This is a genomic window from Photobacterium carnosum (assembly GCF_002849605.1).
GTDB classification, from domain to species: domain Bacteria; phylum Pseudomonadota; class Gammaproteobacteria; order Enterobacterales; family Vibrionaceae; genus Photobacterium; species Photobacterium carnosum.
This window is the reverse complement of sequence record NZ_NPIB01000005.1, coordinates 1-12529: the sequence shown is the minus strand read 5'-3', so window position 1 is coordinate 12529 and position 12529 is coordinate 1. Positions and strand designations below refer to the sequence as shown.

The following is a 12529-nucleotide window of genomic DNA, read 5'->3' as shown; positions in this document are numbered from 1 at the left end:
AAGAAGAATGGCTATTGTAAAATGTAAGCCGACTTCCCCAGGTCGTCGCCACGTAGTTAAAGTGGTTAACTCTGACCTGCATAAGGGTAAGCCGTACGCACCTCTTTTAGAGAAAAACTCTAAGAGCGGTGGTCGTAACAATAACGGTCGTATCACAGTACGTCACATTGGTGGTGGTCATAAACAACATTACCGCCTAATTGACTTTAAACGTACTAAAGATGGCATTCCAGCGAAAGTTGAACGTCTAGAATACGATCCAAACCGTAGCGCAAACATTGCTCTAGTTCTGTACGCAGACGGTGAGCGCCGCTACATTATTGCACCTAAAGGTATGCAAGCTGGTGATATGATCCAGTCTGGCGAAGATGCTGCTATCAAAGTTGGTAATACATTACCAATGCGCAACATCCCTGTAGGTTCAACAGTACACTGTGTTGAGATTAAGCCTGGTAAAGGCGCACAGCTGGCTCGTTCAGCTGGTGCATACGCTCAGATCATTGCACGTGCAGGCACTTATGTGACTCTACGTCTACGTTCTGGTGAAATGCGTAAAGTTCTTGCTGACAGTCGTGCGACTCTAGGTGAAGTTGGTAACGCAGAACACATGCTACGTGAACTTGGTAAAGCAGGTGCTTCACGCTGGCGCGGTGTTCGTCCAACTGTACGTGGTGTTGTAATGAACCCAGTGGATCACCCACATGGTGGTGGTGAAGGTCGTACATCAGGCGGTCGTCATCCAGTAACACCTTGGGGCGTTCCAACTAAGGGTTATAAGACTCGTAGCAATAAGCGCACCGACAAGTACATCGTACGTCGTCGTAATAAGTAATTATAAAGAGGATACGCCATGCCACGTTCTCTCAAGAAAGGTCCATTCATTGACCTACACTTGCTGAAGAAGGTAGAGAAAGCGTTGGAAAGCGGAGACAAAAAGCCTGTTAAGACTTGGTCCCGTCGCTCAATGATCATCCCTCAGATGATTGGTTTGACCATCGCTGTCCATAATGGTCGTCAGCACGTTCCTGTTTTCGTTTCTGAAGAAATGATCGGTCACAAGCTAGGCGAATTTGCACCAACACGTACTTACCGCGGTCATACTGCGGATAAGAAAGCTAAAAAGCGCTAAGGAGTAGGTAATGGAAGCTATCGCTAAACATCGCTTTGCTCGCATTTCGCCGCAAAAAGCTCGTTTGGTTGCAGATCAACTGCGCGGTAAGCCAGTTGCTCAAGCTCTAGAAATTCTTAACTTCAGTAATAAAAAAGCTGCTGAGTTAATCAAGAAAGTTCTAGATTCAGCTATCGCTAACGCAGAACACAACGAAGGTGCAGACATTGATGATCTTAATGTCACTAAAATCTTCGTTGACGAAGGCCCTACCATGAAGCGTATTATGCCTCGTGCTAAAGGCCGTGCCGATCGCATCTTGAAGCGTTCTAGCCACATCACTGTTGTTGTAGCAGACCGCTAAGAGACTAGGAGAGAAAGCAATGGGTCAGAAAGTACATCCTAATGGTATTCGTTTAGGCATCTGTAAGCCTTGGAATACCACTTGGTTTGCTAACAGCCAAGAATTCGCTGACAACCTAGACGGCGATTTCAAGGTACGCAAGTTCCTTACTAAGGAACTAGCAAAAGCATCTCTATCACGCATCGTTATCGAGCGTCCTGCGAAGAGCATCCGTGTGACTATTCACACTGCTCGTCCAGGCGTAGTAATCGGTAAGAAAGGCGAAGACGTAGAGAAACTACGTGCAGCAGTAGCGAAGATCGCGGGCGTTCCAGCTCAGATCAACATCGCTGAAGTACGTAAACCAGAACTAGATGGTCAACTAGTAGCAGACAGTATTTCGTCTCAGCTAGAGCGTCGTGTAATGTTCCGTCGCGCGATGAAGCGTGCAGTTCAAAACGCCATGCGTCTTGGCGCTCAGGGTATCAAAGTTCAAGTAGGTGGCCGTTTAGGTGGCGCTGAAATAGCACGTTCAGAGTGGTACCGTGAAGGCCGTGTGCCTCTACACACTCTTCGTGCTGACATTGACTACGCAACTTCTTCGGCTCACACCCAATACGGTGTTATCGGCGTTAAAGTTTGGATCTTCAAAGGTGAAGTTCTAGGCGGCATGCCGGTTGAAGAGCCAAAGGCTGACAAGCCTAAGAAGCAGCGCAAAAGCCGTAAATAAGGAGTTTATTGATGCTGCAACCTAAACGCACTAAATTCCGCAAGGCCTTTAAAGGCCGTAACCGCGGTTTAGCGAACGGTACTGATGTAAGCTTTGGTACATTTGGTCTTAAAGCAGTTGGCCGTGGTCGTCTAACTGCTCGTCAGATCGAAGCTGCACGTCGTGCTATGACTCGTCATGTAAAACGTCAGGGCCAAATCTGGATTCGTGTATTCCCAGACAAACCAATCACTTCTAAGCCTCTTGAAGTTCGTCAAGGTAAAGGTAAAGGTAGTGTGGAGTACTGGGTTGCACAGATTCAACCAGGTAAAGTTCTATACGAAATGGGTGGTGTTCCTGAAACAATAGCTCGTGAGGCATTTAATCTTGCTGCACGTAAGCTACCAATCAAGACAACATTCGTAATTAAGGCGGTGATGTTATGAATGCACTAGATCTACGCGCGAAAAGCGTTGAAGAGCTTAATGCAGAGCTTGTGAATTTGCTTCGCGAACAGTTTAACTTGCGTATGCAAGCTGCAACTGGTCAACTACAGCAGACTCATAATCTTAAAACTGTACGTCGTGATATCGCACGTGTTAAAACTGTACTGACTGAGAAGGCTGGCGCATAATGAGCGATCAAATCCGTACTCAGCTTGGTCGAGTAGTTAGCGATAAAGGCGATAAGTCTATTGTTGTTGCTATCGAGCGTAAAGTGAAGCACCCGATTTACGGTAAGTACATCACACGCACGACTAAGCTTCATGCACATGACGAAAACAACGAATGTCACCTAGGTGATATGGTTGAAGTTCGTGAGTGCCGTCCAATGTCAAAGACTAAATCTTGGACATTTGTACGTGTAGTTGAAAAAGCTCGTATTTAATACGTACTTAACAACTACTTAAGTAAGCGGCCCTGAAAAACTTAGGGCCGTTCATTTTTTTATCTACCCATCGGTCGAAAATGGTGTTATTATTCGCCGCCTTTGAAGAAAAGGTATGTCGACTCGATTTGGGTCTAGATATTTTAAATTAGCGGAGCACTAACATGATCCAAATGCAAAGTATGCTTGATGCTGCGGATAACTCCGGCGCACGTAGCGTAATGTGTATTAAGGTTCTGGGTGGTTCTCACCGTCGCTATGCACATATCGGTGACATCATCAAGATTACTGTAAAGGAAGCAATTCCACGCGGTAAAGTTAAAAAAGGTGATGTCCTGAAAGCGGTGGTTGTACGCACCCGTAAAGGCGTTCGTCGTCAAGATGGCTCTGTCATTCGCTTTGACCGTAATGCTTGCGTATTGTTGAACGACAACACTGAGCAACCTATCGGTACTCGTATTTTCGGCCCTGTGACTCGTGAACTTCGTAATACGAAATTCATGAAGATTGTATCACTAGCGCCAGAAGTACTTTAAGGAGCGACTATAATGGCAGCTAAAATCCGTCGTAACGACGAAGTTATCATTCTTGCTGGTAAAGATAAAAGTAAGACTGGTAAAGTAACTAAGGTTCTAGCAACCGGTAAAGTTATCGTTGAAGGTATTAACATGGTTAAGAAACACCAGAAGCCGGTTCCGGCAATGGGTGTTCAAGGCGGTATTGTTGAGCAGGAAGCTGCGATCGATGCGTCTAATGTTGCTATCGTTAACGGTCAAGGTAAAGCGGACCGTGTAGGCTTCCGATTTGAAGACGAGAAAAAAGTTCGTTTCTTCAAGTCGACTGGCGAAACTATCAAGTAAGTTTGGAGTAGTACTATGGCGAAACTGCATGATTACTACAAAGAGACTGTTGTAAAAGACCTTGCTAGCAAGTTCGAATACAAGAGTATCATGCAAGTCCCAAGGATCGAAAAGATCACACTTAATATGGGTGTGGGCGAAGCTATCAACGACAAGAAGCTGCTAGAAAACGCTGCTGCTGACATGACTGCAATTGCAGGTCAGAAGCCGCTAATCACAGTAGCACGCAAGTCAGTTGCAGGCTTTAAGATCCGTGAGGGCTACCCTATTGGCTGTAAAGTAACCTTACGTGGCGAGCGTATGTGGGACTTTTTCGAGCGTCTAATTTCAATTGCTGTACCTCGTATTCGAGATTTCCGTGGTTTAAACCCGAAATCATTCGATGGTCGTGGTAACTACAGCATGGGCGTTCGTGAGCAGATCATCTTCCCAGAAATCGATTTCGATAAAGTGGATCGTGTGCGTGGTTTAGATATCACAATCACAACTTCTGCTAAATCTGATGAAGAAGCTCTAGCTCTACTGTCTGCTTTTAACTTCCCATTCCGTAAGTAAAAGTAAGGGTTACTAATGGCTAAAGAATCAATGAAGGCACGTGAAGCTAAACGTGCCAAGCTAGTAGCTAAGTTCGCTGAAAAGCGTGCTGCGCTAAAAGCTCTAATTAGCGACGTGAATGCGTCTGAAGAAGATCGCTGGAATGCAGTGCTTAAACTTCAGTCATTACCACGTGATTCTGCGAAGTCTCGTCAGCGTAATCGCTGTAACCAGACTGGACGTCCACACGGCTACCTACGTAAGTTCGGTCTTAGCCGTATCAAGGTTCGTGAAGCTTGCATGAAAGGCGAGATTCCGGGTCTACGTAAAGCAAGCTGGTAATGCCAGTAAGCAATTCAGAATCACGGAGTATTAACTTATGAGCATGCAAGATCCGATTTCGGATATGCTGACCCGTCTTCGTAACGGTCAGGCAGCGAAAAAAGTTGCTGTAAAAATGCCATCTTCTAAACTTAAAGTTGCAATTGCAGTTTTATTACAAGAAGAAGGTTTTGTGGCAGACTACACTGTTACAGGTGAAGTTAAGCCAGAGCTAGAAGTTACACTTAAGTACTTCGAAGCTAACCCAGTTATTGAGCAAATCCAACGTGTATCACGTCCTGGTCTACGCATCTACAAGAAAAAAGGTGCGCTACCATCAGTGATGGGTGGCCTTGGTATTGCTATCGTTTCCACTTCCAAGGGTCTTATGACCGACCGCGCTGCACGCAAAGCGGGCCTTGGCGGTGAGATTATCTGCTACGTAGCATAATAGGAGTAGAACATGTCTCGTGTTGCAAAAGCACCAGTAGTTTTCCCTGCCGGCGTAGAAGTTAATCTTAACTGTCAGGAAATTACTGTTAAAGGTCCAAAAGGCGAATTAGTTCGCGTTATGAATCCAGCAGTAGTTCTAACTTTGGAAGAAAACAAAGTTACTTTCGGTCCTCGTGAAGGGTTCGATAAAGCTTGGGCTCAAGCAGGTACTGCTCGTGCACTAGTTAACAACATGGTTGTTGGTGTTACCGAAGGCTTCACTAAGAAGCTGACTTTGAAGGGTGTAGGTTACCGTGCTGCTATTAAAGGCAATGCTGTAGGCTTAACTCTAGGTTTCTCTCATCCAGTTGAGCACGAACTTCCTGTTGGTATCAAAGCTGAGTGTCCATCACAAACTGAAATCGTACTTACAGGTATTGATAAGCAGGTAGTTGGTCAGGTAGCCGCTGATATTCGCGCTTACCGTAGCCCTGAACCTTATAAAGGTAAAGGCGTTCGTTACGCAGATGAAGTTGTGCGTACTAAAGAAGCTAAGAAGAAGTAAGGTAACACTATGGATAAGAAAACATCTCGTATCCGTCGTGCGACCCGAGCACGTCGTAAGATTTCTGAACTGGGTGCAACTCGCCTAGTTGTACACCGTACTCCACGTCACGTGTACGCTCAGGTAATTGCACCAAACGGCTCTGAGGTTATTGCAGCCGCTTCTACTTTAGAAAAAGCGATCCGTGAGCAAGTTAAGAGCACCGGAAACAAAGACGCTGCTGCAGTTGTAGGTAAAACTATTGCTGAGCGCGCGATTGAAAAAGGCATCTCTAACGTTGCATTTGATCGCTCTGGTTTCCAATACCACGGCCGTATCGCGACACTAGCAGAAGCTGCTCGTGAAGCTGGTCTGAAATTCTAAGGTAGGCGGAAGATGGCTAACGAAAAGACACAATCAGATTTGAATGAAAAACTGATCGCTGTTAACCGTGTTTCAAAAACGGTTAAAGGTGGTCGTATTTTCAGCTTTACTGCACTAACAGTAGTTGGTGATGGTAACGGTCGCATCGGTTTTGGTTACGGTAAAGCACGTGAAGTGCCTGCTGCAATCCAGAAAGCGATGGAAAAAGCACGTCGTAACATGGTTACGATCGCAATCAACAAAGGTACTCTACACCACGCTGTTAAAGGCCGTCACACTGGTTCTCAAGTGTACATGCAGCCTGCATCAGAAGGTACTGGTATCATCGCTGGCGGCGCAATGCGTGCAGTGCTAGAAGTTGCGGGTATCCGTAACGTACTAGCTAAAACATATGGTTCTACTAATCCAATTAACGTTGTTCGCGCAACAATTTTGGGTCTAAGTGGAATGAACTCTCCAGAAATGATCGCGGCAAAACGTGGTCTTTCTGTTAAAGAAATTCTGGAGTAATCGACATGGCTAAGACTATTAAAGTAACCCAAACAAAGAGCTCTATCGGTCGTTTACCGAAGCATAAAGCTACTTTGCGCGGCCTAGGCCTTCGTCGCATCAACCATACTGTGGAACTTGAAGATACTGCTTGCGTACGCGGCATGATCAATAAAGTTCACTATATGGTTAAAGTTGAGGAGTAATCACTATGCGTTTGAATACTCTATCACCTGCTGCTGGTTCTAAGCCTTCTGCGAAGCGCGTAGGCCGTGGTATCGGTTCAGGTCTAGGTAAAACTTGTGGCCGTGGTGTTAAAGGTCAGAAATCACGTTCAGGTGGTTCTGTTCGCCCCGGTTTTGAAGGCGGTCAAATGCCTTTGAAACAGCGTCTACCAAAGTTCGGTTTTACATCTCGTAAGAGCCTAGTAACTGCTGAAGTTCGTCTAGCTGAGCTAGCGAAAGTTGAAGGTGATGTTGTAAGCCTTGAAACACTAAAAGCTGCGAATGTTATCACTAAGGACATTAAGTTCGTGAAAGTTGTACTTTCTGGTGATATCGCTCGTTCAGTAACAGTGAAAGGCCTACGCATTACTAAAGGCGCTTTAGTTGCTATCGAAGCTGCTGGCGGTAAAATCGAGGAATAATTAACTCGAGGATGAGGTACAGATGGCTAAACAACCAGGACAAGATTTTCGTAGCGGACAAGGTGGCCTAGCAGAGCTTAAGTCACGCCTTCTCTTTGTATTAGGTGCGATATTAATATTCCGAGCTGGATCCTTTGTGCCTATTCCTGGTATTGACGCTACTGTACTTGCCAGTCTGTTCGAACAGCAAAAGGGTACCATCATTGAGATGTTTAACATGTTCTCTGGTGGTGCACTCTCGCGTGCTTCTATTTTAGCTCTGGGCATAATGCCGTATATTTCTGCGTCCATTATTGTCCAGTTGTTAACTGTAGTTCATCCAGCTTTGGCTGAGTTGAAGAAAGAAGGTGAAGCTGGTCGTCGTAAGATTAGTCAGTACACCCGATACGGTACGCTTGTATTGGCAACCTTCCAAGCAATTGGTATTGCAACGGGGTTACCGAGTATGATTCCAGGCTTGGTACATAATCCAGGTCCTAGTTTCTACTTTATTGCTGTAGTTAGTTTGGTTACCGGTACCATGTTTTTAATGTGGTTAGGTGAACAAGTTACCGAGCGTGGTATTGGTAACGGTATATCTGTAATTATTTTTACTGGTATCGTTGCTGGTCTACCGCCAGCTATTGGACAGACCGTAGAGCAAGCGCGTCAAGGTGAATTGCACGTACTTCTTCTACTATTAATTGTGGTTATATCTTTTGCTGTGATTTACTTTGTAGTGTTCATGGAGCGTGGTCAACGTCGTATTGTCGTTAACTATGCCAAGCGTCAACAAGGCCGTCGTGTCTTTGCAGCGCAGAGCACACACCTTCCGTTGAAAATCAACATGGCAGGTGTAATCCCAGCAATTTTCGCATCGAGTATTATTTTGTTTCCAGGCACACTGGCTCAGTGGTTTGGACAAAGTGAAGGTCTTGGTTGGTTAAGTGATATTTCACTTGCCCTTAGTCCAGGACAGCCACTTTATGTAATGCTTTACGCTGCTGCAATTATATTCTTCTGTTTCTTCTATACCGCGTTGGTGTTTAACCCTCGTGAGACAGCTGATAACTTGAAGAAGTCTGGAGCATTCATACCTGGTATTCGCCCGGGTGAACAGACCGCAATGTACATTGATAAAGTAATGACTCGACTAACCCTTGTGGGTGCGTTGTATATTACCTTTATCTGTCTGATCCCCGAGTTCATGATGATTGCATGGAACGTCCGTTTTTATTTTGGCGGAACTTCCCTACTAATCGTAGTTGTTGTTATCATGGATTTCATGGCTCAAGTTCAGACACATTTAATGTCTCAACAGTATGAGTCAGTTTTGAAAAAAGCTAATCTAAAAGGCTATGGCCGTTAAGTTTAGTTTTCCATATTTACGGAGTTTAGCAATGAAAGTTCGTGCTTCCGTTAAGAAAATCTGCCGTAACTGTAAAGTTGTTAAGCGCAACGGTGTTGTGCGTATAATTTGCAGTGAACCAAAGCATAAACAACGCCAAGGTTAATTAGCAGAAATATTTCTTGCAAATTGAAGAGAGGTTGGCTAAATTAGTCAACCATCTTTTGTTATGTGCAAAAGAATTGTACCACCGCTGCGTATCCTGAACGGGCTCTGCAGCGGTTATTCTTGTAAAGTACTAGGAGTGAATAGTGGCCCGTATTGCAGGCATTAACATTCCTGATCAGAAACACGCTGTAATCGCATTAACTGCGATTTACGGCATCGGTAAGACTCGTTCTCAAGCTATCTTAGCTGAGACGGGTATTGCTGAAGATGTTAAGATCAGTGAACTAACTGAAGAACAGATCGATCTACTGCGTGATGGTGTAGCTAAGTACACTGTAGAAGGTGATCTTCGTCGTGAAATTTCCATGAACATCAAGCGTCTTATGGACCTTGGTTGTTACCGTGGTCTTCGTCACCGTCGCAGTCTACCTCTTCGTGGACAGCGTACTAAAACCAACGCACGTACCCGCAAGGGTCCGCGCAAGCCGATCAAAAAATAGTCGGATAAGGTAGAGTACAATGGCAAAACAACCAACTCGCGCTCGTAAGCGCGTACGCAAGCAAGTAGCCGATGGCGTTGCGCACATCCATGCTTCTTTCAACAACACAATCGTAACCATTACTGACCGTCAAGGTAATGCTCTTTCATGGGCAACTGCAGGTGGTTCAGGTTTCCGTGGTTCTCGTAAATCTACTCCGTTCGCTGCACAGGTTGCTGCTGAACGTTGTGGTGAAATGGCCAAAGAATATGGCGTTAAGAACCTAGAAGTTATGGTTAAGGGCCCTGGTCCTGGTCGTGAGTCTACAATCCGCGCTCTAAACGCAGCGGGTTTCCGTATCACTAACATTGTTGATGCGACTCCGATCCCTCATAACGGTTGTCGTCCACCTAAGAAACGTCGCGTATAACGTTTCGTTTCTAGGAAATTGGAGAAAGAAAAATGGCAAGATATTTGGGTCCTAAGCTAAAGCTTAGCCGTCGCGAAGGCACCGACTTATTCCTTAAGTCTGGTGTACGTGCGATTGATACCAAGTGTAAGATCGATAACGCTCCGGGCCAACATGGTGCTCGTCGCGGTCGTCTATCTGATTACGGCGTTCAGCTTCGTGAGAAGCAAAAAGTTCGTCGTACATATGGCGTACTAGAAAAACAATTCCGTAACTACTACAAGACAGCTGCCCGTATTAAGGGTAACACAGGTGAAAACTTGCTTCAGCTTCTTGAAGGTCGTTTAGATAACGTAGTTTACCGTATGGGCTTTGGTGCAACTCGCGCTGAATCACGTCAATTGGTAAGCCACAAAGCGATTCTAGTTAATGGTCAAGTCGTAAACGTTCCTTCTTTCAAGGTAGCGGCAAACGACGTTGTTAGCATTCGTGAGAAAGCTAAGAACCAAGCACGCATTCAAGCAGCTCTTGAAGTTGCTACACAGCGTGAACTACCGACTTGGGTCGAAGTAGACAGCAGCAAGTTGGAAGGTACGTTTAAACGTCTTCCAGAACGTTCTGATTTGTCTGCCGACATCAACGAACACCTGATCGTCGAGCTTTACTCTAAGTAAAGCTACAGTTAAGAGAGGACACAATGCAGGGTTCTGTAACAGAATTTCTTAAGCCGCGTCTAGTTGACATCGAACAAGTTAGCTCTACGCACGCAAAAGTAACTCTAGAGCCGTTGGAGCGTGGTTTCGGCCACACTCTAGGAAACGCTCTTCGTCGTATTTTGCTATCTTCAATGCCAGGTTGTGCTGTAACTGAAGTGGAAATCGACGGTGTGTTACATGAGTACAGCACCAAAGAAGGCGTTCAGGAGGATATCCTTGAAATTCTTCTTAACCTTAAAGGTCTAGCCGTTAAGGTTGAGGGTAAAGATGAAGTTATTCTTACTCTGAACAAATCTGGTGCAGGCCCTGTTGTTGCAGGTGACATCACCCATGATGGTGATGTTGAGATTGCGAACCCAGAACACGTAATCTGCCATCTAACTGATGATAATGCTGAATTAAGCATGCGCATCAAGGTAGAACGTGGTCGTGGCTACGTACCAGCATCAGCTCGTATTCACACTGAAGAAGATGAGCGTCCAATTGGTCGTTTGTTAGTAGATGCTACTTACAGCCCAGTGGACCGTATCGCTTACGCAGTAGAGGCAGCACGTGTAGAACAACGTACTGACCTAGACAAGCTTGTAATCGATATGGAGACTAACGGTACACTTGATCCTGAGGAAGCTATCCGCCGTGCAGCAACAATTCTTGCTGAACAATTGGATGCATTTGTAGATCTTCGCGATGTACGAGTTCCTGAAGAGAAAGAAGAGAAGCCGGAGTTCGATCCGATCCTACTGCGTCCTGTAGACGATCTTGAACTAACTGTTCGCTCTGCTAACTGTCTGAAAGCAGAAGCGATCCATTACATCGGTGATCTTGTTCAGCGTACTGAGGTTGAGCTTCTTAAAACGCCAAACCTTGGTAAAAAGTCTTTGACAGAAATCAAAGATGTATTGGCTTCTCGTGGTCTATCTCTAGGTATGCGCCTAGAAAATTGGCCACCTGCATCAATCGCTGAAGATTAATAGTTTACTGATATCTAGTTAGAAGGATTAGGTCATGCGCCATCGTAAGAGTGGTCGTCAACTCAACCGCAACAGCAGTCATCGTAAAGCGATGTTCAGCAACATGGCTAGCTCTCTGGTATGTCACGAATTAATCAAGACTACCTTGCCTAAAGCAAAAGAGCTACGTCGCGTAATTGAGCCTTTGATTACCCTAGCTAAGACCGACAGTGTTGCTAACCGTCGTCTTGCATTCGCTCGTACTCGTGATAACGAAGTTGTTGCGAAATTATTTAACGAACTAGGTCCACGCTTCGCAGCGCGTCCTGGTGGTTATACTCGTATCATGAAGTGCGGTTTCCGTACTGGTGATAAAGCTCCTATGGCTTACATCGAGTTATTAGACCGTCCTGCAAAGGAAGAAGCTACTGCTGAATAAGCACTAGCCGTTAAATAAGAAGAAAGCTGAGTCCTTGGACTCGGCTTTTTTTTTGCTTTATTTTTAGCTTCTGCTTTTAGTTGTGTATTTATTATCTCTGCTTTCATTAGATCGATAACACCATTGTTAGTGTTCATTATTGTCACTAAATCAATAATCATTTTTTATTGATTCATTATCATCACTCATAATCTATATATAATGAGTGTAAGGTTATAAAAATAACAATTAATAACAATTTTGCTTTTAATATGAGCAAACGATTTTATTTGTTTAAATTGTGCTTGTCAGTGTCTGAAAACTACCTATAATACGACCTCACTGATACGGACAACGGCGCAATCGGTTACCGTTAGTCAGTAACGTTCTTTAACAATTTGACCATGCAATCTGTGTGGGCACTCACTGAATAGTTAAGTCGAAAGATTTATCAATAAACTGAGTGACCAATACAAAATGACCCAATCTATTTATAGAGGCGATTATTTTGGCACAGTTATTTAATTATCATTTTTTAAATGATAAAAAGCTTTAATTTACTACGGTATTTAAAGTCAGTATTTATTGAGCCGGTCGAAAGACCAACAAAACTTTAATTGAAGAGTTTGATCATGGCTCAGATTGAACGCTGGCGGCAGGCCTAACACATGCAAGTCGAGCGGTAACAGAAAGAAAGCTTGCTTTCTTTGCTGACGAGCGGCGGACGGGTGAGTAATGCTTGGGAATATACCCTGATGTGGGGGATAACTATTGGAAACGATAGCTAATACCGCATAATCTCTT

24 protein-coding genes and 1 rRNA gene are annotated in these 12529 nt (G+C 44.7%); all 25 read left to right on the top strand.

Features of this window, described 5'->3' with window-relative positions:
- Positions 1–7 precede the first annotated feature (7 nt).
- On the top strand, positions 8–832 hold the full coding sequence (gene rplB / locus CIK00_RS06165; RefSeq protein ID WP_101768038.1) for a 50S ribosomal protein L2: 825 nt from the start codon (positions 8–10) through the stop codon (positions 830–832).
- A gap of 18 nt (positions 833–850) precedes the next feature.
- Positions 851–1129, top strand: coding sequence for a 30S ribosomal protein S19 (gene rpsS, locus CIK00_RS06160; protein WP_080176518.1), 279 nt, complete (start codon positions 851–853; stop codon positions 1127–1129).
- Between the two features lie 10 nt (positions 1130–1139).
- Positions 1140–1472: a 50S ribosomal protein L22 gene (rplV, locus tag CIK00_RS06155; RefSeq protein ID WP_101768037.1), complete on the top strand. Its 333-nt coding sequence runs from the start codon at positions 1140–1142 to the stop codon at positions 1470–1472.
- Between the two features lie 19 nt (positions 1473–1491).
- On the top strand, positions 1492–2181 hold the full coding sequence (gene rpsC, locus CIK00_RS06150; protein ID WP_101768036.1) for a 30S ribosomal protein S3: 690 nt from the start codon (positions 1492–1494) through the stop codon (positions 2179–2181).
- Between the two features lie 11 nt (positions 2182–2192).
- Positions 2193–2606, top strand: a complete 414-nt coding sequence (gene rplP, locus CIK00_RS06145; RefSeq protein WP_101768035.1) for a 50S ribosomal protein L16 — start codon at positions 2193–2195, stop codon at positions 2604–2606.
- Positions 2603–2794, top strand: a complete 192-nt coding sequence (gene rpmC / locus CIK00_RS06140) for a 50S ribosomal protein L29 (RefSeq protein WP_036789604.1) — start codon at positions 2603–2605, stop codon at positions 2792–2794. The genes rplP and rpmC overlap by 4 nt, the downstream gene beginning before the upstream one ends.
- Positions 2794–3048: a 30S ribosomal protein S17 gene (gene rpsQ / locus CIK00_RS06135; RefSeq protein ID WP_101768034.1), complete on the top strand. Its 255-nt coding sequence runs from the start codon at positions 2794–2796 to the stop codon at positions 3046–3048. The genes rpmC and rpsQ overlap by 1 nt, the downstream gene beginning before the upstream one ends.
- A 164-nt stretch (positions 3049–3212) precedes the next feature.
- Positions 3213–3584 carry a 50S ribosomal protein L14 gene (gene rplN / locus CIK00_RS06130; RefSeq protein WP_045032667.1) on the top strand — a complete coding sequence of 124 codons (372 nt, stop codon included), beginning with the start codon at positions 3213–3215 and terminating at the stop codon, positions 3582–3584.
- A 12-nt stretch (positions 3585–3596) separates the two neighbouring features.
- Positions 3597–3908, top strand: coding sequence for a 50S ribosomal protein L24 (gene rplX / locus CIK00_RS06125; protein WP_101768033.1), 312 nt, complete (start codon positions 3597–3599; stop codon positions 3906–3908).
- A gap of 15 nt (positions 3909–3923) precedes the next feature.
- Positions 3924–4463 carry a 50S ribosomal protein L5 gene (rplE, locus tag CIK00_RS06120; protein WP_101768032.1) on the top strand — a complete coding sequence of 180 codons (540 nt, stop codon included), beginning with the start codon at positions 3924–3926 and terminating at the stop codon, positions 4461–4463.
- Positions 4464–4478: 15 nt separating this feature from the next.
- A complete protein-coding gene (gene rpsN / locus CIK00_RS06115) occupies positions 4479–4784 on the top strand; it encodes a 30S ribosomal protein S14 (RefSeq protein ID WP_005370985.1) in 306 nt (101 codons plus the stop codon).
- Positions 4785–4821: 37 nt separating this feature from the next.
- Positions 4822–5214 (top strand): 30S ribosomal protein S8, encoded by a 393-nt coding sequence (gene rpsH / locus CIK00_RS06110; protein ID WP_101768031.1) that lies wholly within the window; start codon positions 4822–4824, stop codon positions 5212–5214.
- 12 nt (positions 5215–5226) lie between these two features.
- Positions 5227–5760 (top strand): 50S ribosomal protein L6, encoded by a 534-nt coding sequence (rplF, locus tag CIK00_RS06105; protein ID WP_101768030.1) that lies wholly within the window; start codon positions 5227–5229, stop codon positions 5758–5760.
- Between the two features lie 9 nt (positions 5761–5769).
- Positions 5770–6123 carry a 50S ribosomal protein L18 gene (rplR, locus tag CIK00_RS06100; RefSeq protein ID WP_045038823.1) on the top strand — a complete coding sequence of 118 codons (354 nt, stop codon included), beginning with the start codon at positions 5770–5772 and terminating at the stop codon, positions 6121–6123.
- Positions 6124–6135: 12 nt separating this feature from the next.
- The gene (gene rpsE / locus CIK00_RS06095; RefSeq protein WP_101768029.1) at positions 6136–6633 is read left to right on the top strand and encodes a 30S ribosomal protein S5; all 498 of its coding nucleotides are present in this window, start codon (positions 6136–6138) and stop codon (positions 6631–6633) included.
- Between the two features lie 5 nt (positions 6634–6638).
- Entirely contained in the window at positions 6639–6818 is a 180-nt protein-coding gene (gene rpmD, locus CIK00_RS06090; protein WP_045032680.1) for a 50S ribosomal protein L30, read from the top strand.
- Positions 6819–6823: 5 nt separating this feature from the next.
- The gene (gene rplO / locus CIK00_RS06085) at positions 6824–7258 is read left to right on the top strand and encodes a 50S ribosomal protein L15 (RefSeq protein WP_101768028.1); all 435 of its coding nucleotides are present in this window, start codon (positions 6824–6826) and stop codon (positions 7256–7258) included.
- A gap of 22 nt (positions 7259–7280) precedes the next feature.
- On the top strand, positions 7281–8606 hold the full coding sequence (gene secY / locus CIK00_RS06080) for a preprotein translocase subunit SecY (RefSeq protein WP_101768027.1): 1326 nt from the start codon (positions 7281–7283) through the stop codon (positions 8604–8606).
- A gap of 31 nt (positions 8607–8637) precedes the next feature.
- The gene (gene rpmJ, locus CIK00_RS06075) at positions 8638–8751 is read left to right on the top strand and encodes a 50S ribosomal protein L36 (protein WP_101768026.1); all 114 of its coding nucleotides are present in this window, start codon (positions 8638–8640) and stop codon (positions 8749–8751) included.
- Between the two features lie 145 nt (positions 8752–8896).
- Entirely contained in the window at positions 8897–9253 is a 357-nt protein-coding gene (rpsM, locus tag CIK00_RS06070; RefSeq protein WP_005370966.1) for a 30S ribosomal protein S13, read from the top strand.
- A 19-nt stretch (positions 9254–9272) separates the two neighbouring features.
- On the top strand, positions 9273–9662 hold the full coding sequence (rpsK, locus tag CIK00_RS06065) for a 30S ribosomal protein S11 (RefSeq protein ID WP_005370963.1): 390 nt from the start codon (positions 9273–9275) through the stop codon (positions 9660–9662).
- Positions 9663–9694: 32 nt separating this feature from the next.
- Positions 9695–10315: a 30S ribosomal protein S4 gene (gene rpsD / locus CIK00_RS06060; protein WP_101768025.1), complete on the top strand. Its 621-nt coding sequence runs from the start codon at positions 9695–9697 to the stop codon at positions 10313–10315.
- A 23-nt stretch (positions 10316–10338) separates the two neighbouring features.
- Entirely contained in the window at positions 10339–11328 is a 990-nt protein-coding gene (locus tag CIK00_RS06055) for a DNA-directed RNA polymerase subunit alpha (RefSeq protein ID WP_036789646.1), read from the top strand.
- Between the two features lie 34 nt (positions 11329–11362).
- On the top strand, positions 11363–11746 hold the full coding sequence (rplQ, locus tag CIK00_RS06050; protein ID WP_101768024.1) for a 50S ribosomal protein L17: 384 nt from the start codon (positions 11363–11365) through the stop codon (positions 11744–11746).
- A gap of 593 nt (positions 11747–12339) precedes the next feature.
- A 16S ribosomal RNA gene (locus tag CIK00_RS06045) occupies positions 12340–12529 on the top strand; the annotation flags it as partial.

Bases quoted from the DNA above. Each gene is read 5' to 3' on its own strand.
- rplB (WP_101768038.1), top strand. From the start codon at position 8: ATGGCTATTGTAAAATGTAAGCCGACTTCCCCAGGTCGTCGCCACGTA.
- rpsS (WP_080176518.1), top strand. From the start codon at position 851: ATGCCACGTTCTCTCAAGAAAGGTCCATTCATTGACCTACACTTGCTG.
- rplV (WP_101768037.1), top strand. From the start codon at position 1,140: ATGGAAGCTATCGCTAAACATCGCTTTGCTCGCATTTCGCCGCAAAAA.
- rpsC (WP_101768036.1), top strand. From the start codon at position 1,492: ATGGGTCAGAAAGTACATCCTAATGGTATTCGTTTAGGCATCTGTAAG.
- rplP (WP_101768035.1), top strand. From the start codon at position 2,193: ATGCTGCAACCTAAACGCACTAAATTCCGCAAGGCCTTTAAAGGCCGT.
- rpmC (WP_036789604.1), top strand. From the start codon at position 2,603: ATGAATGCACTAGATCTACGCGCGAAAAGCGTTGAAGAGCTTAATGCA.
- rpsQ (WP_101768034.1), top strand. From the start codon at position 2,794: ATGAGCGATCAAATCCGTACTCAGCTTGGTCGAGTAGTTAGCGATAAA.
- rplN (WP_045032667.1), top strand. From the start codon at position 3,213: ATGATCCAAATGCAAAGTATGCTTGATGCTGCGGATAACTCCGGCGCA.
- rplX (WP_101768033.1), top strand. From the start codon at position 3,597: ATGGCAGCTAAAATCCGTCGTAACGACGAAGTTATCATTCTTGCTGGT.
- rplE (WP_101768032.1), top strand. From the start codon at position 3,924: ATGGCGAAACTGCATGATTACTACAAAGAGACTGTTGTAAAAGACCTT.
- rpsN (WP_005370985.1), top strand. From the start codon at position 4,479: ATGGCTAAAGAATCAATGAAGGCACGTGAAGCTAAACGTGCCAAGCTA.
- rpsH (WP_101768031.1), top strand. From the start codon at position 4,822: ATGAGCATGCAAGATCCGATTTCGGATATGCTGACCCGTCTTCGTAAC.
- rplF (WP_101768030.1), top strand. From the start codon at position 5,227: ATGTCTCGTGTTGCAAAAGCACCAGTAGTTTTCCCTGCCGGCGTAGAA.
- rplR (WP_045038823.1), top strand. From the start codon at position 5,770: ATGGATAAGAAAACATCTCGTATCCGTCGTGCGACCCGAGCACGTCGT.
- rpsE (WP_101768029.1), top strand. From the start codon at position 6,136: ATGGCTAACGAAAAGACACAATCAGATTTGAATGAAAAACTGATCGCT.
- rpmD (WP_045032680.1), top strand. From the start codon at position 6,639: ATGGCTAAGACTATTAAAGTAACCCAAACAAAGAGCTCTATCGGTCGT.
- rplO (WP_101768028.1), top strand. From the start codon at position 6,824: ATGCGTTTGAATACTCTATCACCTGCTGCTGGTTCTAAGCCTTCTGCG.
- secY (WP_101768027.1), top strand. From the start codon at position 7,281: ATGGCTAAACAACCAGGACAAGATTTTCGTAGCGGACAAGGTGGCCTA.
- rpmJ (WP_101768026.1), top strand. From the start codon at position 8,638: ATGAAAGTTCGTGCTTCCGTTAAGAAAATCTGCCGTAACTGTAAAGTT.
- rpsK (WP_005370963.1), top strand. From the start codon at position 9,273: ATGGCAAAACAACCAACTCGCGCTCGTAAGCGCGTACGCAAGCAAGTA.
- rpsD (WP_101768025.1), top strand. From the start codon at position 9,695: ATGGCAAGATATTTGGGTCCTAAGCTAAAGCTTAGCCGTCGCGAAGGC.
- CIK00_RS06055 (WP_036789646.1), top strand. From the start codon at position 10,339: ATGCAGGGTTCTGTAACAGAATTTCTTAAGCCGCGTCTAGTTGACATC.
- rplQ (WP_101768024.1), top strand. From the start codon at position 11,363: ATGCGCCATCGTAAGAGTGGTCGTCAACTCAACCGCAACAGCAGTCAT.